At 64.2% G+C, this 20,732-nt stretch carries 19 protein-coding genes; 11 read left to right on the forward strand and 8 right to left on the reverse strand.

Annotated features, from left to right (window positions below; all coding sequences use genetic code 11):
- Positions 1-161 precede the first annotated feature (161 nt).
- Together pncA and Amn_RS01755 are read left to right on the forward strand one after the other, a co-directional pair.
- Positions 162-761 (forward strand): bifunctional nicotinamidase/pyrazinamidase, encoded by a 600-nt coding sequence (pncA, locus tag Amn_RS01750; protein ID WP_067955228.1) that lies wholly within the window; start codon positions 162-164, stop codon positions 759-761.
- An 84-nt stretch (positions 762-845) separates the two neighbouring features.
- Complete coding sequence (locus tag Amn_RS01755; RefSeq protein ID WP_286294393.1) at positions 846-2,273, forward strand: sodium:proton antiporter; 1,428 nt, start codon at positions 846-848, stop codon at positions 2,271-2,273.
- Here Amn_RS01755 and Amn_RS01760 read toward each other — a convergent pair.
- The 8 genes from Amn_RS01760 to gcvA all read right to left on the reverse strand — a co-directional run bounded on the left by Amn_RS01760 (position 2,270) and on the right by gcvA (position 11,552).
- On the reverse strand, positions 2,270-2,977 hold the full coding sequence (locus Amn_RS01760) for an ABC transporter ATP-binding protein (RefSeq protein ID WP_286294394.1): 708 nt from the start codon (positions 2,975-2,977) through the stop codon (positions 2,270-2,272). The genes Amn_RS01755 and Amn_RS01760 overlap by 4 nt on opposite strands.
- A complete protein-coding gene (locus Amn_RS01765; RefSeq protein WP_286294395.1) occupies positions 2,974-3,711 on the reverse strand; it encodes an ABC transporter ATP-binding protein in 738 nt (245 codons plus the stop codon). The genes Amn_RS01760 and Amn_RS01765 overlap by 4 nt, the downstream gene beginning before the upstream one ends.
- Entirely contained in the window at positions 3,708-4,673 is a 966-nt protein-coding gene (locus Amn_RS01770; RefSeq protein ID WP_286294396.1) for a branched-chain amino acid ABC transporter permease, read from the reverse strand. The genes Amn_RS01765 and Amn_RS01770 overlap by 4 nt, the downstream gene beginning before the upstream one ends.
- Entirely contained in the window at positions 4,670-5,551 is an 882-nt protein-coding gene (locus tag Amn_RS01775; protein ID WP_067955222.1) for a branched-chain amino acid ABC transporter permease, read from the reverse strand. Before Amn_RS01775 ends, Amn_RS01770 begins: the two co-directional genes overlap by 4 nt.
- A gap of 225 nt (positions 5,552-5,776) precedes the next feature.
- Entirely contained in the window at positions 5,777-7,081 is a 1,305-nt protein-coding gene (locus Amn_RS01780; protein WP_182575106.1) for an ABC transporter substrate-binding protein, read from the reverse strand.
- Positions 7,082-7,235: 154 nt separating this feature from the next.
- The gene (locus tag Amn_RS01785) at positions 7,236-8,684 is read right to left on the reverse strand and encodes a hypothetical protein (protein WP_286294397.1); all 1,449 of its coding nucleotides are present in this window, start codon (positions 8,682-8,684) and stop codon (positions 7,236-7,238) included.
- Positions 8,685-9,036: 352 nt separating this feature from the next.
- Positions 9,037-10,341 carry a nicotinate phosphoribosyltransferase gene (pncB, locus tag Amn_RS01790; RefSeq protein WP_286294398.1) on the reverse strand — a complete coding sequence of 435 codons (1,305 nt, stop codon included), beginning with the start codon at positions 10,339-10,341 and terminating at the stop codon, positions 9,037-9,039.
- Between the two features lie 248 nt (positions 10,342-10,589).
- A complete protein-coding gene (gene gcvA, locus Amn_RS01795; protein ID WP_286294399.1) occupies positions 10,590-11,552 on the reverse strand; it encodes a transcriptional regulator GcvA in 963 nt (320 codons plus the stop codon).
- Between the two features lie 209 nt (positions 11,553-11,761).
- On the opposite strand from gcvA, the gene speB reads away from it, so the two are divergent.
- The 9 genes from speB to asnB all read left to right on the forward strand — a co-directional run bounded on the left by speB (position 11,762) and on the right by asnB (position 20,729).
- A complete protein-coding gene (speB, locus tag Amn_RS01800; protein ID WP_154385747.1) occupies positions 11,762-12,823 on the forward strand; it encodes an agmatinase in 1,062 nt (353 codons plus the stop codon).
- A gap of 95 nt (positions 12,824-12,918) precedes the next feature.
- Entirely contained in the window at positions 12,919-13,722 is an 804-nt protein-coding gene (locus Amn_RS01805) for a transporter substrate-binding domain-containing protein (protein ID WP_154385748.1), read from the forward strand.
- A gap of 3 nt (positions 13,723-13,725) precedes the next feature.
- On the forward strand, positions 13,726-14,394 hold the full coding sequence (locus Amn_RS01810; protein WP_067955212.1) for an amino acid ABC transporter permease: 669 nt from the start codon (positions 13,726-13,728) through the stop codon (positions 14,392-14,394).
- A complete protein-coding gene (locus Amn_RS01815; RefSeq protein WP_067955210.1) occupies positions 14,391-15,038 on the forward strand; it encodes an amino acid ABC transporter permease in 648 nt (215 codons plus the stop codon). Before Amn_RS01810 ends, Amn_RS01815 begins: the two co-directional genes overlap by 4 nt.
- A gap of 66 nt (positions 15,039-15,104) precedes the next feature.
- Positions 15,105-16,193: an ABC transporter substrate-binding protein gene (locus tag Amn_RS01820; RefSeq protein ID WP_154385749.1), complete on the forward strand. Its 1,089-nt coding sequence runs from the start codon at positions 15,105-15,107 to the stop codon at positions 16,191-16,193.
- A 179-nt stretch (positions 16,194-16,372) separates the two neighbouring features.
- The gene (locus Amn_RS01825; protein ID WP_154385750.1) at positions 16,373-17,410 is read left to right on the forward strand and encodes an ABC transporter ATP-binding protein; all 1,038 of its coding nucleotides are present in this window, start codon (positions 16,373-16,375) and stop codon (positions 17,408-17,410) included.
- Positions 17,407-18,261 carry an ABC transporter permease gene (locus tag Amn_RS01830; protein WP_154385751.1) on the forward strand — a complete coding sequence of 285 codons (855 nt, stop codon included), beginning with the start codon at positions 17,407-17,409 and terminating at the stop codon, positions 18,259-18,261. Before Amn_RS01825 ends, Amn_RS01830 begins: the two co-directional genes overlap by 4 nt.
- On the forward strand, positions 18,261-19,058 hold the full coding sequence (locus tag Amn_RS01835; protein WP_185910376.1) for an ABC transporter permease: 798 nt from the start codon (positions 18,261-18,263) through the stop codon (positions 19,056-19,058). Before Amn_RS01830 ends, Amn_RS01835 begins: the two co-directional genes overlap by 1 nt.
- A gap of 150 nt (positions 19,059-19,208) precedes the next feature.
- Positions 19,209-20,729, forward strand: a complete 1,521-nt coding sequence (gene asnB / locus Amn_RS01840; RefSeq protein WP_154385752.1) for an asparagine synthase (glutamine-hydrolyzing) — start codon at positions 19,209-19,211, stop codon at positions 20,727-20,729.
- Positions 20,730-20,732: the final 3 nt, after the last annotated feature.

The raw sequence follows: 20,732 nt of genomic DNA on the forward strand, positions 1-20,732 counted from the left end.
TGATAACCTGCCGCGATCTTTTGTCAAAGCCTGGCTTTACTTCGCCGGATCACTTGCCGGTGGGCGCATGGCGGCCAAGTTGAAGGTTGACGCCGGCCGCCATCTGGTCGAATTTCGGCGGCCCGCCAGCGCGGCGGTATCAGAAACGAGTTGGGGACATCATGGCTACGGACGCGCTCGTCGTCGTCGATCTGCAAAACGACTTCTGCCCTGGCGGCGCGCTTGCCGTGAATGGGGGCGACGAGATCATCCCGCTGGTCAATGACCTGATCCGCCACAGCGAGCACGTGCTGCTTACCCAGGATTGGCATCCGGCCGGTCATTCGAGCTTCGCCTCGAGCCATCCCGGCAAGCAGCCTTTCGAAAGTGTCCGCATGTCCTATGGCCCCCAAACGCTGTGGCCGGATCACTGCATTCAGGGCAGCCGCGGCGCCGATTTCCATTCCGGGCTCGCCTGGTCCAAGGCCGAACTGGTTATCCGCAAGGGGTTTCGTCCGAACATTGACAGCTACTCGGCGTTTTTCGAGAACGACCGCTTCACGCCGACGGGCCTTGCCGGATACCTGCGCGAGCGCGACGTCGCCTCGATCACGCTTGTCGGCCTCGCCACCGATTTCTGCGTCGCCTATTCGGCGCTTGATGCGGTCAAGCATGGCTTCGCCACCACGGTGCGGCTCGATGCGTGCCGCGCGATCGATCTGGGCGGTTCCCTCGACTCGATGATCGGCAAGATGCGTGACGCCGGCGTCAAGCTGGTCTGATTTCCTGACTTTGGCAGCATCAGACATTGCGGTCACCAATTCGAACACAATGCCCGGCGTAAACGCCGGTTCCGAGGGGACGGCATGAAGGGTTCGCGTATTGCGGCAGCGTCTCTGGCGCTGGCCTGCCTGCTGGCGAGTGCAAGCACCGCGCTGGCTGCCGAGCAGGGATTGCCCGGGGCGACGATGTCGTTGGTGTGGGCACTGCCGTTTGCGGGATTGCTGCTCTCCATCGCCACCGGGCCGCTGCTTTATCCGCACCTCTGGGAGCAGCACTACGGCAAGATCACAGCCGGCTGGGCGGCGCTGGTGGTGGTGCCGATGGCGCTGTCTTTCGGCTTCGACATCTCAGTCGAGGCCGTGCTGCACACGCTGCTGCTCGAATACATGTCCTTCATCATTCTTTTGTTTGCCCTTTTCACCATCTCGGGCGGCATCCTGGTGGCAGGCAACATCCAGGGCACGCCGCTCATCAATGCCGGCCTTCTGGTCATTGGCGCGTTGCTGGCCTCCGTCGTCGGCACCACCGGCGCGTCGATGATCATGATCCGGCCGGTGATCCGCGCCAACGACAACCGGCCGTTCAACGCCCATGTCATCGTCTTCTTCATCTTCCTGGTGTCCAACATCGGCGGCTCGCTGACGCCGCTCGGCGACCCACCGCTGTTCGTCGGCTTTCTGCGCGGCGTAGACTTCTTCTGGACCACCGTCCATCTCTGGCGCGAGGCGCTGTTGGTCGGCGGCATCGTGCTGGCCGCCTTCCTCGCCGTCGATTGGCACTTTCACCGGCGCGAGTCCGGGGAGCCCAAGGTCAAGGACCCGACACCACATTCGAAGGTGCGCATCCGCGGACTTGCCAATATCGCTTTGCTCGCCGGTGTCATCGCCGCGATCCTGATGTCGGCGTCATGGAAGCCCGGCGTCGCGTTCTCCGTCTACGGCGTCCATGTCGAACTTCAGAACCTCGTCCGTGACGCCATCATCTTGGCATTGGCCTTCGTGTCACTGGCGGTCACCCGCAAGGAATACCGCGCCGCCAACGGGTTTTCATGGGGTCCTATTCTCGAAGTGGCCAAGCTGTTTGCCGGCATCTTCGTTTGCATCGTGCCCGTCATCGCCATCCTGCGCGCCGGGCTAGATGGGGCTTTCGCGCCGCTGGTGGCGCTGGTCACCGGACCGGGCGGCGAGCCTGACAACCTCGCCTATTTCTGGCTGACGGGCGTGCTGTCGTCCTTCCTCGACAATGCGCCGACCTATCTCGTCTTCTTCGAGCTTGCCGGCGGAGACCCACAGGCGCTGATGACGACCTTTGCCACAACACTGGTGGCGATCTCGGCCGGCGCCGTGTTCATGGGCGCCAACACCTATATCGGCAATGCGCCGAACTTCATGGTCTACGCCATCGCCCGGGAAAGCGGGGTCAGGATGCCCGGCTTTTTCGGCTACATGCTGTGGTCGAGCGCGATGCTGATCCCGACCTTCCTGATCGCGGGGTTTGTGTTCTTCGCCTAACCCACGCCGACATAGCGCCTGACCATCCCAGGATCCTCGCGCAGCCGCCCCACGTCCACCGTCTCGCGGTTGCGACCGTTCTCAATGAAGGCGACGCGATCGGCGACGGGCAGCACGGCGTCGACGCGCTGTTCGACGAGAATGGTCGAGACCCCGCGCTCGCGCAGCCTGGCCACGGTTTCGCGGATCTTGGCGATCATCGACGGCATCAGCCCTTCGGTCGGCTCGTCGAGCAGCAGGACCTCGGGTTCAACACACAGCGCGCGCGCCATGGCCAGCATCTGCTGCTCGCCGCCCGACAACGTGCCGGAGCGCTGCTTCAGCCGGTCGCGCAACAGCGGGAACAGGTCGAGCACGCTGTCGCGCACCGCCTTGCCCCTGTTGCGGGTCATCAGGCCGATCTCGATGTTTTCGGCGACGGTCAGCTCGGCAAACAGCCGGCGCCCTTGCGGCACATAGGCCACACCCGCCTTTGGCACCTCGTGCGCAGGGAGCTCGGTCAGCACGCATTCGCCCAGCCTGATCGAGCCCGCACGCGCCGGCACCAGCCCCATGATCGCCTTCAGCGTCGTGGTCTTGCCGGCGCCGTTACGGCCGAGCAGGCACAGCACCTCGCCCTTGCGCAGTTCGAGGTCGAGGCCGTGCAGCACCTGCACTTCGCCGTAAAAGCAGTCGAGGCCTGATATCGTCAGCGCCGCATTCATGCTTCGGCCTCCTGAGCGGTGCCAAGATAGGCTTCTTGCACGGCGGCGTTGGCGCGGATCTCGGCCGGGCTGCCTTCGGCGAGGATCCTGCCGGCATTGAACACGCTGATGCGACGGGCCAGCGCCATGACAACGGGCATGTTGTGCTCGATCAGCAGGATGGTGGCGTCACGGGCGATCTCGCGGGCCAGGGCGATGAAGTTCTCGATCTCGCCGTCCGACAGGCCCTGCGTCGGTTCGTCGAGAATGAGCAGACGCGGCCTGAGCGCCAGGCCCATGGCCACCTCGAGCAGCCGCTGGTGGCCATAGGCCAGAGCGCCGGCCTGCTCATGCGCGCGGCCAGCGAGGCCGACGCGCTCCAGCGCCTCAATCGCCCCTTGCCGCACCGCGCCGCGCGACCGGCCGTCGGTCAGTGTGCGCTGTACCGGCAGGGCGACGTTGTCGTAGGCGCTGAGATTGGCGAAGACGCTGGTGATCTGGAAGGTGTAGGCGATGCCGCGCCGGACCCGCAGATGCGCCGGCATGGCGGTGATATCCTCGCCGTCGAAGACGATACTGCCTGAGGTCGGTGCGTAGCGGCCGCAGACGAGGCTGACGAAAGTGGTCTTGCCGGCGCCGTTGGGGCCGATCACCGCCCTGATCTCGCCCGGCTCAAGCGAGAAGTCGACATTGTCGACGGCGCGCAGGCCGCCGAAATGACGCGACAGACCCTTGGTGGTCAGAAGCGCCGTCACGGCAGCCACCCGAGCCAGCGGTCGCGCAGCGTGCCGAGAACGCCCTTGCGGAACCAGAGCACCAACAGGATCAGCATTGCGCCGACAATAAGCATGTAGGCCGAGGTGTAGCTGCTGGTGATGTCGATCACGTAGTACATGAACAGTGTGCCGAGCAGCGGCCCGAGTGTGGTCGCGGCACCGCCGAGCAGCACCCAGAGCAGTGGCAGGATCGAATATTGCACCGAGGCGAATGTCGAGCCGACATAGCCGAACAACAGGGCATAGGCCGCCCCGGCCGCGGCACAGATGACGCCCGAGGTGACGACTGCCGCCAGCTTGTTGGCGAAGGTGTCGTAGCCAAGCATCTTCGCGCGCTCCTCGTTTTCGCGGATCGCGACCAGCACACGGCCGTGGCGCGAGCGGACGATGGCGAGCGTGGCGAACAGGGCAGCGGCAAACAGCGCCACTGCCGAGAGATAGCGCGTCGCCGGGTTGGTCAGGTCGAGCGTGCCGGTTCCCAAAGTGATCTGCCGCGCCTGCTGCTGCAGCACCAGCCCCTCGTCGCCGCGCGTCCATGCGCCGAAATAGAGTGTTACGAGATAAAACACCTGGGCAAACATCATGGTCACGATCATGAAGGCGACACCCGAAGTCCGGAGCGCCAGCAGGCCGACAATCAGCGACACGAGGAAGCCCGCGCCGACGCCACCGGCAAAGGCCGGCACCACGCCCCAGCCAAGATGATAGAGCGGCAGCCCGGCGCCATAGAGCCCGGCGGCGAAGAACATGGCGTGGCCGAGGCTCAAGAGTCCGACATAACCGAACAGAAGGTTGTAGCCCATGGCGAAGACGGCCAGCACCAGCACCCGCGCCAGAACGCCATGGTGGTATTCGGGCAGGATGAAGTTGAGCGCGACGAGCAGGGCGATGACCACTGCATGCAACGCGTAGACCCTGGCCGTCGCCCCGTCGCCGCTCATTTTGTCGCCGTTCCGAACAGGCCCTGCGGCCGGAACACCAGCACCATGGCGACGACGAGCGTGGCGATGATCTTGGCCAGGGTCGGCGAGAAGAACACCGAGATGATGCCGTCGGATACGCCGATGAGAAGGGCGGCAATGACGGTGCCGCGCAGCGAGCCCAGCCCGCCGATGATGACGACGATGAACGACAGCAACAGCGGGTCGAGACCCATCAAATAATGCGCCTGCTGGATCGGCACGATCAGCACGGCGGCGATTGCCGCGAGCATCGCGCCAAGCGCGAACACCGCGCCATAGACGCGTCCGACCGGGATGCCGAAGGCCTGAGCGGTCTCACGGTCGTATTGAGTCGCCCGCATGACAAGGCCGATCCTCGTGCGGGTCAGGACCAGCCAGGTGGCAAGCAGCAAAAGCGCCGATGCGGCGATGATCGACAGCTTGTAGCCGGAGTAGCCGAACCAGGGCAGCTGGATTCGGACGTTGAAGGGCGGCGTCACCGGCCGCGCCTCGGGGCCGTAGAAGGTCAGAGCCAGCTGCTGGATGATGTAGAGCAGGCCGATGGTGGCGACAATGGTGGCTTCCGGGTTGTAGTCGAGCCGGCGCAGGACAAGCCGCTCAGATATCCAGGCGATGAAGCCGACGATCAGCGGCGCCAGCACCAGGGCTGCGGCGAAGCCGAGAGCTGGGTGTCCACCAACGGCTGTGGTGATCGCCCATGCGAGCACGGCGCCGAGCATGAAGAATTCGCCATGCGCGACATTGACGATGCGCATCACGCCGAACACCAGCGACAGGCCAAGCGCTGTCAGCGCCAGCACTGCCGAGGTGACCAGGCCTTCGAGCGTGGCAAGCAGGAGATGCGGGAAGAAGGCCACTAGCCAACCCACCTGGGTTGCGCTTCGTCGCACCCCCCTCTGGCCTGCCGGCCATTTCCGCCACAAGGGAGGAGATCAGCTGACGCTGATATCTGCGCCAACCACGGACGGTGCAAGATGGCAGTGGCGACAGAGCTGCTTATCTCCCCCCTTGTGGGGGAAATGGCCGGCAGGCCAGAGGGGGGCAACGTCGAGCGCATTACAGGCCAGTCTATCGCCGTACCCTCACAACGGCTGCGTCGTGTAGTCCGCCTCCGGCTCGTACAGACCGTCCTCGATCGAGGTCCGGTGGACGACGTTGAGCTTGCCGCCTTCGACCTTGGAGATGTTCTGGTGGCCGAAGACCTGGTGGATCTTGCCGTTGAACGTCTTGTCGCCCTGCGGGTGCTCGGGACCTTCCTTGAACGCGGTCAGCGCCTCGGTCGCCTCGACAAGCTTGGCGCGGTCTTCGGGCCCCTTGTAGCCTGAATCCTCCATCGCCTTCTTGATGACGTAGAGCGTTTCCCAGCAGCCGAACATGTGGGCGGCGGTCGAGACGTCCTTGGCATCCGTCGTCGAGGCGCCGTTGTCGTCGATGCCGACGGCGGCGCGATACGCCTTCTGCGCCTCGCTGTCATTGGCTTGGGCGTAGCGCGGCGAGCCTTCCCAGAAATGGCTGCCGTCGAGGAATTCGAGGCCCGGGCTGTTGATGTCGACGGCCTCGAGCGAGTCGATGAAGCCGAACAGCTGCGGCTTGGTCGAGCCGTAGAATTCGCCGAGCTCCTTGACGAAGGTCAAAACGCCTGGGCCGACCATGACGTGGTACAGCACCTCGGTGTCGGCAGGGATCTGCGGCAGGTATTTGGTGAACGAGCTTTCGGTCGGCGGGATCGGAATCTGGGCGACGACCTCGCCGCCCTGCGCCTTGATGGCGGGCGCGAAATAGTCGCGATGGTCGTAGCCGAAAGCGTAGTCCGGATAGATCATCGTCACCTTCTTGCCAAGGTTGGCCGCGACCCAGGGCGCGACCGAGGTGACCTGCGAGCGCACGTCGGTGATGCCGGGCTGGAACACCCAGCGGTTCAGCTTACCCGAGGCGACGTGATAGCCTTCGCTGACGACATAATAGGGGATCTTGAGCTCGCCGGCGGTAGGTGCCGAGCCGACGACGACATGCGAGAACAGCGTGCCGAAGACGATGTCGGTCTTGTGCTGGCTGGCGAATTTCGCCACCACTTCGGCGCCGCGCTTGGGGTCGGTGCCGTCATCCTCGACAATGATCTCGACCGGCCGTCCGTTGATGCCGCCGGCATCGTTGATCAGCTTGACGGCGGCGTTGGTGGTCTTTTCGTACCAGCGGCCATAGGCGGCGCCGATGCCGGTGCGGTGGGCCTGGAAGCCGATCTTGATCGGAGCGGAAGATTGCGCCTGTGAGTAGCGCACGAAACCCGGGGCTGCCATCAGGCCGGCGCCGGCGGCGATGCCTTTCAGCGCCGTGCGGCGGCTGAGGCGCGATTTTCCGAGGTCGAAGAAGCGATTGCTGTCAGTCATGCCCTGTCCCCTTGCCGTGTCCTTTGACCAACGATCGTGCGGATTGGCAGCCCTTCCGCCGAGGGCGAAAAATTGCATGTATACAAACTAGATCACCAATCCCTGGACGTGGCAATAGTTGCTTCCCCAAGGTCAAAATCCACCTGCATTTGCACTATCCCGCCGTTGCTGTCGAGAGCAGCCAGAGGCCGAAAACGGTGTAGCCGATCATCAGCACGGTGAGCGGCAACTGGCTGAGCGAGGCACTGGCCGCATTGGGGTGCATTCGCCAGGCAAACACATGGGCGACGAGCACCGCCAGCACATGCCCGCCGACGATCGCCGCCGCCTGGAGGTTCCACAGCAGCCAAGCCGAATGCGCGCCCATGGCGATGCCGGCCTCGACCGGCATGTGGGCTGTGCCGAGCAGGTTCCAGCCCAAGGCGAACGGATCCGACAGCGCCACCAGCGCGTATTGGCCGTTGACCAGAAGTGCCGTCAGATAGTGCGAGAAGTGATAGGCCAGCGCGATGGGAACGATCGACCAGACGAACAGGCCGGCGGCCTCGGGCAGCGGCGCGGGACTGCGGACCAGCCTTTCGCCCGCGACGACCGCGAGCAGTCCGACGCCGGCGAGTGCAACGAACATCGCCATCAGGCCGAAGCTGTTGGTGGCGACCAGCGCGGTGCGGCCGGGCAGTTCGAGCGGGTTGATGCTGTTGAGCCCGAGCCAGAAGAACGTCTTCGAAAAGCCGTCAAACGATACCGAAGCGAGGGTCGCGAGCAGGAACAGCGCCCCCGCGGGCGGCAGCGCTTCGGCTTGGTAAAGCTTGGCGCCCGGCCAGCACAGGGCAAGGCGCAGGCGGGACCGGTCCTTGCTTGCCTCGACGATGCCGAAGCGGCCGATCATGGCGAAGAAGGCCGAGAGGAATTCGCCCTGACGGCTCCAGCGCTCGAAGCCGAAGGCCAGCATGGCGGTGAAGGAGATGATCCAGTAGAGGCCGGCGGCCATGGCGAGGCGTGCCGGATCGTCCGGGGCGGGGTCGATCAGCTCGAACCAGGCGAAGGCGAAGAACAGAATGACTGCGGGCCAGTAGCCGAGCCATTCGGGAAGATGCAGTGGGGGCTTTTGCCGAGCCTTGGCACCCAAGGCTCCTGTGACCAAGCGATAAGGTCCGTACCATGGGTTGAGCCAGGACCAGAGATTGCCGCACAGGCCCTGGGCCAGCGTGAGCCCGACCCAGAGCAGTGTCCAGACCGTCAGGGGCAGCGGGTTGGACAGCGGGTCGCGCGAGCCGATGAAGCCCGCTGTGATCAACACTGCGAAGACGGCGAAGGCGGCGAGGCTCGCAGGCAACCGTAGATCAGGGATGGAGCCGAGCGGCAGGCGCTTGCGCCAGATGGACACCAGCCGCGCCGGCGGCAGCAGTGCCAGTACCAGAAAACTCGCCGCCACCGCGAACGCTGCGCCGGCTATGTAATGCCCGGTCGGCAAAAGCAGCACATGGCCACGGTCGGAGGCATGGGCGAAAGCGGGCGAGGTGTGCGATGCGGCGGCAGCGCATGCGGCAAGCACTGCTGCCGCTTTGCGTTGGACGGTTGTGGCTGTGTTGGTTCCGCGCATCACCTTGCCGGTGTGCCACATGGTCGGGGTCGCGGGAAGGGTGCGACTATCGACGGCGGATGGCGACAGGTGGTGACGCTCGCGCTTTGCGAGGCAACCCTTTAGCCTCGCGACCTTCGCACCTCCCTCTGGCCTGCCGGCCATCTCCCCCACAAGGAGGGAGATCACGTCTTCATCAGCCGCCCGGCCAACTACCAACGTTGCAAAGGCTCATCCATACAACGTTGCAGAATGAGCGCCGCCGGCAACGAGACTAATCTCTCTCCTTGTGGGGGAGATACCCGGCCGGGCAGAGCGGGGTGCGAAGGAATGAGAGGTTGAAGGAAACCCAAATTCAAGCCCCAAGCCACCCCTAAACCTTCACCAACTGCTCCACCCGGTCCTTCTCGCCGAAGATGCGCAGATAGCGGGCGATTTCTTGTCTGTCGCCGGTGGCCTTGGCGGGGTTGTCGGAGAGCTTGACCGCCGGGCGGCCATTGGCCTCGGTGACCTTGCAGACCAGCGAGATGGCGTTGAGGCGGTCGGTTTCCTTGGGCGCGCAGCCCTCGAAGTCGTTGGTGAGGTTGGTGCCCCAGCCAAAGGACATGCGCACCTTGCCCTCGAAGTGGCGGTAGGTCTCGATGATGGTGTCGACGTCGAGGCCGTCGGAGAAGATCAGCAGCTTCGAACGGGGGTCCTGGCCCTTCTTGCGCCACCAGTCGATGATGCGCTCGCCGCCTTCGATCGGCGGGGCGCTGTCGGGGCGGAAACCGGTCCAGTCGGCGACCCAGTCGGGCGCGTCGCGCAGGAAGGCCGCCGTGCCGAAGGCATCGGGTAAGACGATCAAAAGGTTGCCGCCATAATAGCGCTGCCAGTCGCGCAGCACCTTGTAGGGCGACTGCTTGAGCTCGTCTTCTGAATTGGCAAGCGCGGCATAGACCATCGGCAGCTCATGCGCGTTGGTGCCGAGCGCCTCAAGGTCGGTGTCCATGGCCAGCAGCACGTTGGAGGTGCCGGTGAAGGCCTCGCCGATGCCCTCCTTGAGCGCCTCGACGCACCAGCGCTGCCACAGGAAGGAGTGGCGGCGGCGGGTGCCGAAATCGGAGATCTTGATCTCGGGCAGCATCTTCAGCCGCTCGGTCTTGTCCCACATCTTGGCCTTGGCGCGGGCATAAAGCACGTCGAGCGCGAAGGGGCCGAAGGCCTTCATCGCCGAGCGCGAGCGCAGCTCGTTGATGATGGCGAGAGCCGGGATTTCCCACATCGAGGTCATCACCCAGGGACCGGCGAAGGTCAGTTCGTACTGGCCGTCGCGCTTTTCCAGGTGGTAGGGGGGCAGCTGGAAGTTCTCGAGCCAGGCCAGGAATTCCGGCTCGAAGATCTGTTTGCGGCCGTAGAAATTGTTGCCGCCGAGCCAGATCATCTCCTTCTTGGAGAAGCGCAGCGTGCGGGCATGGTCGAGCTGCTCGCGCAACTCGCCCTCGTCGATCTCCTCGGCAAGTTTGACCGAGGTGGCGCGGTTGATCAGCGAGAAGGTGGCGTCGACATTGGGGTGCATGCCCCAGATCATCTGCAGCATCAGCAGCTTGTAGAAATCGGTGTCGAGCAGGGATCGGACGATCGGATCGAGCTTCCAGGTGTGGTTATACACCCGCCTTGCAATGTCGGTCCTGGCCATGCCGCTTCAGTCCTCCTTGGCGCGTCCGCCCGCCGGGCCGGCGCGCGCCGCATTCCTCGTTGCTAGCATTGGGATATAGCGCCGGGGCGATCAAGCTTAAGACGCGAAAAAAGCAACGCTGGCCCTATAGTTGCATCGTCCAATCAAGTTAATCGCTGGAGTGGGTCCGCCTTCTTCGAATCGCAGAACCTCTCTGGCTCTTCGTTTCGACGCAGTTCCGGACGCTACGCACTTTTCCTGGAATTGTTTTAGCCGGCAACGGCGGCCTTCTGGCCGCGCCGCTTGCGGATGCTGATCTGACCGGTGACGGCCTGCTCGGTGCGGGCGGGAAGTTCCTCGCGCTCGGCAAACAGCCAGTCGATGAAGGACTGCACGATGGGCGCCGAGCGCACCTCGTTGCGGCAGACGACATAAAAAGCATCGACAGCCGGCACCGACAGGTTGAAGGGCGTGACCAGTTGACCGCGGGCGAGCAGGCTCGATGCCGTCACCGTGTCGCCCAGCGCCAGGCCATGGCCGTGCACGGCGGCTTCCGTGGTCAGGCTGGCACCGGCCATGCGGTGCTGTTGCACCGGCTTGACGTCGAGCGCGTCGGCGGCGGCAAGCCAGGTGTGCCATTCGCGGCCGTCATCGGCATGGAGCAGGACGTGGTCGGCGAGGTCGCGGACGCTGCGGATCGGCCGGTTGTTGATCAGCGTCGGGCTGACGACGGGAAACAGCTCCAGCGTCGACCACTTCTTCAGCCAGCAATCGGTCCAACTGCCATTGCCATAGAGGACGCAGACGTCGACGTCGGGTGAATGGATGTCGCGTGGGTCGTTGGAGGCGTCGAGGCTGAGGCTGATGCCAGGATAACGCGTGGTGAAGCCGCCGATACGCGGCACCAACCACAGCGACAAAAGCGCCGGGACGCAAGAGACGGTGAGCTTGCCCGAGCTCGTCGGCCGGGTCATGCGCGCGGTGGCGGACGCGATGCTTTCGAAGGCGCCGGTGACGGCAGGCAGAAGCTCGGCGCCCTGCGGAGTAAGCTTCAGGCGCGAGCCGGCACGCTCCAGAAGCTTGACCTTGAGCGTCGCCTCGAGCGCGCGGATCTGGTGGCTGATAGCGCCGTGGGTGACGTTGAGCTCGCCCGCCGCCTTGGTCAGCGAGCCATGGCGGGCGGTCGCCTCGAAGGCGCGCAGCGGGTTGAGCGGGGGCAGGCGGCGGGACATCGCAACTCCACGCGAGGGACGAGGCATTGTGAGAAAATCTCACAGCGCTAAGCTTAACATTATCAATTGCTATTTCAACGGCGCTGCCGGAAACTCGCTCCACAACAAGCAAAAAGCATGCGGGGACACGAGATATCAGGCCGGACGCCGGGAGCGGGCGGCCGCAGGCGATCGCCCCGCTTTGCCGTCTTGGACCACAGGAGGATAGCATGGGTTTCGACGTCAAAAAGCTCGACGAGCTGCGCAAGAAGTATGGCGAAGGCCATGGCGGCGATCTGTTCGACCCGAAGTTCCGCCGCGTCGCCGACAAGATCTTCAACAAGGCCGGCACCCGGCTTGCGCCCTATTCGGGCATCCCGACCTTCCTGACTGCGCCCTATCTCCAGGTCGACAACGACAACCCCGATTTCGGCGACCTGCAGGTGGCGATGATCGGCGTGCCGATGGATCTCGGCGTGACCAACCGTCCGGGTTCGCGCTTCGGCCCGCGCGCGCTGCGCACCATCGAGCGCATCGGCCCCTACAACCATGTGCTCGACTGCGCCCCGGTGCAGGAGCTGCGCGTGGCCGATATCGGCGACGTGCCGTTCCGCAGCCGCTACCGGCTCGAGCTCAGCCATGAGGACATAGAGCGTCGCATCGGCCAGATCGTCGACGCCGGCGTGGTACCGCTGTCGGTCGGCGGCGACCATTCGATCACCCACCCGATTCTCAAGGCTGTCGGCAAGAACCGCCCGGTCGGCATGATCCACATCGACGCCCATTGCGACACCGGCGGCGCCTACGACCTGACCAAGTTCCACCATGGCGGCCCGTTCCGCAACGCCGTGCTCGACGGTGTGCTCGACCCGAGCCGCGTCATCCAGATCGGCATCCGCGGCTCGGCCGAATATCTCTGGGAGTTTTCCTATGAATCCGGCATGACGATTGTGCATGCCGAGGAGATCACCGGCCTGGGCATCCCCGCGGTCATCGAGAAGGCAAAGAAGATCGTCGGTGATGGCCCGACCTACTTGTCCTTCGACATTGACAGCCTCGACCCGTCCTTCGCGCCCGGTACCGGTACGCCCGAGGTCGGCGGCCTGACGACGCGCGAGGTGCTGGAGATCATCCGTGGCCTCAAGGGCCTGAACCTTGTCGGCGGTGACGTCGTCGAGGTGGCGCCGCAATACGACTCGACCACCAACACTGCCCATGCCGGCGCCCAGGTGCTGTTCGAGATCCTCAGCCTGATGCTGTTCAGCCCCTTCGTCACCGGCAAGAAGGACTGACCGGACAGATCAATACTGGCCGCCGTGACTGGAAGCGGCGGCCGGGCGGCAACGACCGCAACCGACAAATCAATCAATCCAGAGGGAACCGAAACATGAACATCAAGACCGCACTGCATCAGACAGTCGCCGCCCTCATCGTCGCGGGCAGCATCATCTTCGGCCTGCAGCAGGCCAATGCCGACGCGCTGGAAGACATTGCCAAGGCCGGCCAGATCAATGTCGGCGTCTTTGCCGACTTTCCGCCTTTCTCTTCCGCCAGCGCCGACATGAGCCTCAAGGGCTACGACATGGACGTCGCCCAGGCGATCGCCGACGCCCTCAAGGTCAAGCTCAACCCGGTGCCGGTGACCGGCCAGAACCGCATCCCCTACCTCACCGACAAGCGCGTCGACCTTCTGATGAGCGTCGGCTACTCCAAGGAACGCGAAGAGGTCATCGATTTCGCAGCGGCCTACGCGCCTTACTACATCGCCGTGATCGGCCCGGCCGAACTCAAGGTGGCGGGCAAGGAAGACCTTGGCGACAAGTCGATCGCCGTCAACCGCGGCACGCTCGAGGACACCTCGCTAACCGAGGCCGCCCCGGCTTCCGCCGACATCAAGCGCTTCGACAACTACAACGCCGTCATCCAGGCCTTCATCTCGGGCCAGACCCAGCTGATGGTGGTGGGCAACGACGTTGGCGCCCAGGTGCTGGCGCGCCAGGAGGCGCTTAAGCCGGAGCAGAAGTTCCAGCTCTTGACCTCGCCGTCGCATATCGGCCTCAACAAGAACGAGGAAGGCCTGAAGAAGGTCATCAACGACACGGTCGCGGCGATGCTCACCGACGGCCGGCTGTCGAAGTCGTCCGAGGCCTGGCTCAAGGTTCCGCTCAACCCCGAGAACCTCAAGGACTGAGCCGTGAGCTACAGCCTCGACTTCGGCTGGCTTGAAGGGGCCGTGGGCGCGATCGCCCGCGGCGCCGCCATGACGGTGTTGCTGATCGTCGTGACGACGATCGCCGGCACAGTCATTTCCATCGCTGCCGCCGCCGGTCGTCGCAACGGGCCGAAATGGCTCCAGCGGGCCATCACCTGCTATGTCGAGGTGATCAGGAACACGCCGTTCCTGGTACAGCTGTTCTTCATCTTCTTCGGCCTGCCCAGCCTCGGCATACGGCTCGACCCGATCGTCGCCGCCATCCTGGCGATGACGCTCAACATGGCAGCCTACACCACCGAGATCGTCGGCGCCGGCCTCGACGCGGTGCCGAGGGGCCAGCGCGAGGCGGCCGCTGCTTTGGGCTTGCGGCCACGCCAGGTCTTCGTCAAGATCGTGTTGCCGCAGGCACTGAAGGTCATCTTCCCCGCGCTGACGAGCCAGATCGTGATCATGATGCTCGAGTCTTCGGTCGTGTCGCAGATCGCAGTGAGTGAACTCACCTACGAGGCCGACATGCTGCAGGCGCGGACATTCCGTCCCTTCGAAACCTATTTCGTCGTGGCGATGATCTATCTCGGCTTGTCGATCTTGTTGCGCCGCCTGCTCGTCGGCATAGGGCGCCGCACGCTTTCGGCAGGTGTATCATGATCGAGTTCACCTTCTGGGACATTGCGCGCAACCTGATCTTCGCCACACGGTGGACCGTGTTGCTGTCGATCGCGGCGTTCGCCGGCGGCGGCATTGTCGGCGTCGCCATCCTGTTGTTGCGCATCTCCAAGGCCAAATGGGCACGGCGCTTCGCCAGCGGCTATATCGCCTTGTTCCAGGGTACGCCCTTGCTGATGCAGCTGTTCCTGATGTTCTTCGGCCTGCCGATGCTGGGCTTCCGGATCGAGCCATGGACGGCGGCGGTGCTCGGCCTGACCTTCTTTGCCAGCGCCTATCTCGCCGAAATCTGGCGCAGCGGCGTCGATGCCTTGCCGCGCGGCCAGTGGGATGCCGGCGCCAGCCTCGGCCTGCACTACCTGCAGGAACTGCGCCTGATCATCCTGCCGCAGGCCTTCGCCATCACCCGGGCCCCGGTTGTCGGTTTCCTCGTCCAGCTGATCAAGGCAACTGCACTGACCTCGATCATCGGCTTTGAGGAACTGCTCCGGACCTCGAACGCCATCAACAACGCGACGTTCGAACCCTTCACCGTCTATGGGCTGGTGGCGCTGATCTTCTTCGTGCTGTGCTACCCCCTGACCCAGTATGCCCGTTCATTGGAGGCCCGTGCCGCAGCACACTGAACCGCCCATCACAATAACGACAGGGAACAGCTGGCACAAAGCCAGCGCCAAATGAGGAGAACTGAGATGACCAAGATCCTGAACCATCCGATCAGCCGGCGCGCCGTGCTGGGCGCGGGCGTCGCTTCGGCAAGCCTTCTGGCGATGCCGTCGATCCTCAAAGCCCAGGACAAGTCGATCAAGATCGGCGTCTATGGCGGCTACTTCAAGAAGTCGTTCGACGAGCACATCTTCCCCGAATTCACCAAGGCGACCGGCATCGCGGTCGAATCCGTCGCCGAGCCGACCGGCGAAGCCTGGCTGGTGCAGCTGGAGCAGGCGGCCAAGGCAGGCCAGGCGCCGGCCGACCTGTCGATGATGTCGCAGACTTCGATGCTCAAGGGCCAGTCGACCGAGCTGTGGGCACCGCTCGACCTCGCCAAGATCAAGAACAGCTCGAACCTGATCGAGCATTTCATCAACAAATATCCTGATGGACGCGTCGCCGGCATCGGTGCTGTTGCCTGGTACATCACGCTGGTCACCAACACCAACGTCTTCCCGACCGCGCCCGACAGCTGGGCTGCGTTCTGGGATCCGGCCAATGCCGACAAGCTCGGCCTGCTGGCGCTCGCCTCCAACTCCTTCCTGCTCGAGGTGACGGCGACCACTTTCATGGGCGGCACCAAGGCGCTCGACACCGAGGAAGGCATCCAGAAGGCGCTGGAGAAGCTCGCCGAGGTCAAGCCGAATGTCCGCCTGTGGTATCGCGACGAGGCGCAGTTCGAACAGGCGCTGAAGTCGGGCGAGATTCCGATGGGGCAGTATTACCACGACGTCACCGGCCTCGCCGCCGCCGAGGGCCAGCCCGTGCGCTCGACCTTTCCCAAGGAAGGCGGCATCCAGGATTCCGGCTCGTGGGTGCTGTCGCGCGCCTCGAAGAAGACAGAAGAGGCGCATGCCTTCATCGACCATATGTGCCAGCCGGCGGTACAGGCGCTGATGTCGCGCAAGGTCGGCACCGCACCGACGGTCAAGCGCGAGCTGACCGACCTGACGGCGGAACAGTTCGCCGGCGTGTCGTCCGACATCCCGCCGATCATCCCGCGCTACGATCTCTACACCACCAAGGCCGACTGGATTAACCAGAAGTGGACCGAACTGATCGTCGGCTGATCTGCCTTTTTCCTTCTCCCCGCTCGCGGGGAGAAGGTGGCCCGCAGGGCAGGATGAGGGGCAGAGCCGGCGCGGCAAGGCTCGCACCGCCCCTCATCTGTCTGCCGGCATCTTCTCCCCCGTGAACGGGGAGAAGCAACGGTTTCCGCAACGCCGCTCCAACATTTCAAGGCCCCCTCATGTCCGGACTCGTGCTTAAGGACATCACCAAGTCATTCGGCAACTTCACCGCTGTCGATACGGCCAACCTGTCGGTGCCGCATGGCAAGTTCGTCTGCCTGCTCGGCCCGTCCGGCTGCGGCAAGACAACGCTTCTGCGCATGATCGCCGGCCTCGAGGACCCCTCGAGCGGCGCGATCCTGCTCGACGGAACCGACATCACACCGGTGCCGACGCACAAGCGCAATCTCGGCATGGTGTTCCAGTCGCTGGCGTTGTTTCCGCATCTGACCGTCGGCGACAACATCGCTTATCCCTTGCGCATTCGCGGGGCGTCACGCGAAGAGCAGAAGAAGCGCTCCGACGAGCTGTTGAAGCTCATTCATCTGCCCGGTTTCGCCGACCGTCCAGTCGCCAAGCTGTCGGGTGGCCAGCGCCAGCGTGTTGCCATTGCCCGCGCGCTGGCACTGTCGCCGAAGCTGTTCCTCCTCGACGAGCCGCTGTCGGCGCTCGATGCCAAGCTGCGCGAGGCGATGCAGGTCGAATTGCGCCAGCTGCAGCAGCGCTTGGGCATCACCACCTTCGTCGTCACCCACGACCAGCGCGAGGCGATGACCATGGCCGACCTCGTCGTCGTCATGGGCAACGGCAAGATCCTGCAGGCCGCACCGCCGATCGATATCTACCGCAAGCCGGCCGATGCCTTCGTCGCCGACTTTATCGGCATGACCAACCTGCTCGACGCGGAAGTTGATCGCGCCGGCCGGGTCTCGGTGCTCGGCCAGGCCATTGCAGGCCTCACGATACCTGAAGGCCTGACCAAAGCCTCGGTATCGATCCGCCCCGAGGACGTTCATCTCGGCTCCGTCGGCGGCGACGCCATATCAGGCACGGTGACCTTCGTCCGCGATCTCGGCGGCACCATCGAGACCTTCGTTGAAACAGGCGGCAAGACAATCATCGCAGTGGCGACGCCACGCGAGCGGCCCGACGTCAAGGCCGGCCAGCAGGTCGGCGTGACATTGCCGGCGCAGTCTTGCGTGGTGCTGAAATCATGAAACGCGAGGCGCCGAAATCGCTTGCCGATTACAGCCCGCTGTTCTTTCCCGGGCTGATGCTGATCGTCTTTTTCGTCGTGCCGTTCTCGACGATGATCGCCGTCAGCTTCTTCCAGCGCGATCCCTCCGGCTTCTATACGCCGGATTTCGTCTTCTCCAACTATGCCCGTTTCCTCAGTCTGTTCTTCGGCAAGGTGCTGGGCTTTTCCTTGGTGCTGGCGGTGATGGTGGCGATCTGCTGCGTGGTCATAGCCTTTCCCTTCACCTATCTGCTCACCAAGCGGCCGCGAAAGGTGCAGACGATCTGGCTGGTCTGCCTGCTGTCGGTGCTGTCGCTGTCGGAAGTCATCATCGGCTTTGCCTGGTCGACGCTGTTTACACGAACCGCCGGCATCACCAATCTGTTTGTGGCGATCGGCTTGATGAAGGAGCCGGTGGCGCTGACGCCGAGCTTCTGGGCGGTGCTGACCGGTATGGTCTACCAGGCGCTGCCTTATACGATCCTGGTGCTCTATCCCGCCTTGGTGCGGCTTGACCCGACGCTGCTGGAGGCGGCGCGGACACTCGGCGCCTCGCCGGTCAGGGCGTTCATGAACGTCGTGGTGCCGGCGTTGCGCAACACCATCGTCGCCACACTGATCATGGTCTTCGTCTTCGCGCTCGGCTCCTATCTGTTGCCGCAGATCCTCGGCCGGCCGTCGCACTGGACACTGTCGGTGCTGATCACCGACCAGGCCATCTACCAGTCCAACATGCCGTTTGCCGCGGCGATGGCGGTGTTTTTGGTGCTGATGTCGCTGGCGCTTGTCGGCTTGACGCTGCTGGTCGGACGCAGGGAGAACGCGCTGTGATACAGACTTTCCTTCGCCGGCTCTATTTCGTCGCCGTTGCCCTGTTCCTGGCGGCCCCGTTGATCGTCGTTGCCGGCGTCTCGGTCAACGAAAAGCAGGACCTGGCCTTTCCGCCGAAAGGCTTTTCATTGGCCTGGTACGCACAGATCTTTGTCGATCCGGAATGGCGCAAGGCGCTGTTTGCCTCGCTGTCGCTGGCGGTCACTGCGGCGGCTCTCGCTGTCGCCATAGCGCTTCCGCTGGCATGGTTCCTGTGGCGGCGCATAGCGCCATGGGCCAACGTGTTCCAGATCCTCGGGCTGGCCCCGTTCATACTGCCGCCTGTCATCACCGCACTCGGCATGCTCACCTTCTGGGCGACGTCAGGCTTCTACGGCCAACCTTGGACGGCTGTCATCAGCCACGCGATCTTCTTCGTCACCCTGCCGCTGGTGACGCTGTCGCTCGGCTTCGCCTCCATCGATCGTTCGCTGGTCGAGGCAGCGGCGACGATGGGCGCCGACGACCGCACGGTGCTGAAGACGGTGGTGCTGCCGCTGATCCGCCCTTATCTCGTCTCGGGCTATGCCTTCGCCTTCGTGCTGTCGCTCAACGAGTACATCGTCGCCTACATGACCATCGGCTTCACGCTGGAAACACTGCCGATCAAGATCTTCAATGCCCTGCGTTACGGCTATACGCCGACCATGGCCTCGGTGTCGGTGTTCTTCGTCGCGGTGGCGGCGCTGGTGTTCGGCCTGATCGCCAAATTCGGTGACATCAGGCGGCTCTTGGGTGCGATGTCCTCGGAGACCTGACGCGCCTGCGACAAGTCGGGCGGCACCTTCGAACGGTGTCGCCTGAGTGACAATTGTCAGCCACCCGGTTGTCGCGCCCGGTGGCTGCCGCTCCTAGCATCGCAATCATGCCGACCAAAACCCCCGGCGGCCATGCGGGAGCGAAGCGCCATGTGCGGATTTGTGTGCCTCTGGAACCTCGATGACGAGGAACTGGCCTCGCGGATGATCCGCAAGATGGAGCACCGCGGGCCGGACGCACTGGAGGTGCTGCGGCCAAGGAACATCCCGGTGGTCATGGCGCACGCCCGGTTGGCCATTATCGGCCCCGACAACGGGGCCCAGCCGATCTACCAGGGCGACGACATCCTGGTCGTCAACGGCGAGATCTACAATCATAGCGATCTCAGGGCGATCCTCGGCGAGAGCGCCTTCCAGACCCGCAGCGACAGCGAGACCGTGCTGCATCTTTTCCGCAAGAACGCGCTGCGCTGGGTGTCGCGGCTGGACGGCATGTTCGCCTTCGTGCTGGCGACCCCGGATCGCATCATTGCCGCGCGCGACCCGCTCGGCATCAAGCCGCTCTATGTCGCCCATATCGGCGAGGGGCTGGCGTTTGCATCCGAGCTCAAGGCCTTCGACGGCGTAGATGTCGCAAAGATCGAAGCGCTCGAACCTGGCGTCATGTTCGACAGCCAGGCCGGCATGCGGCGCTGGTACCGCATACCGCAAGGTGCGGCCGACCCGGAGCCCGGTATCGACGAGGAGCTGACCTGGCGCGAGCTCAGGCTGGTGCTGGAAGAGGCGGTCGCCAAGTGGATGGTCGCCGACGTCGAGGTCGGGTCGTTCCTGTCGGGCGGGCTGGACAGCTCGATCATCGCGGCAATCGCCGCAAGGCAGTCGCCGAAGCGGCTGAAGACATTTTCCGTCGGCCTCGCCGGCAGCCCCGATCTGATCGCGGCGCGGCGGGTCGCCGGCTATCTCGGCACCGAGCATTTCGAGCATGCGTTTACGCCGGAAGAGGTTGCCGACGTGCTGCCGCATGTCATCTATCATCTCGAAAGTGCTGATATCGACCTGGTGCGTTCGGCGGTGCCGACGCATTTCGCCGCCAGGCTGGCGCGGCGGCACGTCAAGGCGGTGCTGACGGGCGAAGGCGCCGACGAGCTGTTTGCCGGCTATAGCTATCACCACGCCTATATCGACCGGCCGCGCGAGCTGGCAGACGAGCTGACGCGCTCGCTGGGCACGATGCACAACATCAATCTGCAGCGCGTCGACCGCGTCACCATGGCCGAGAGCCTGGAGGCGCGCACGCCGTTCCTCGACCGCGAGCTGATCGATTTCGCCCAGAGCATTCCGGCGACGCTGAAGCTCAGGCGCACCGATCCGGCTTCACCCGAAAGCACCGGACCGACGACGGAGAAATGGATCCTGCGCAAGGCCTGCGCCGACTTGCTGCCGCATGATCTCGTCTGGCGCAAGAAGGCGCAGTTCGACGAGGGGTCGGGAGCTGTGACGGCACTTGGCGAGGCACTGCAGGCAATGACCGGCTCGGCCACGCCGCTCGACCGCGCCGCCGAGGGCGCGGTCTATGAGAGCCTTCTGCGGCAGAGCTACAGCGATCCCGATCGCATCATCAATGCGGCCGGCAAATGGGTCGCCAACCGGGTGTCGGTGGCGGTTGCCTAGACG

Source organism: Aminobacter sp. Y103A (assembly GCF_030294925.1).
GTDB lineage: Bacteria > Pseudomonadota > Alphaproteobacteria > Rhizobiales > Rhizobiaceae > Aminobacter > Aminobacter ciceronei.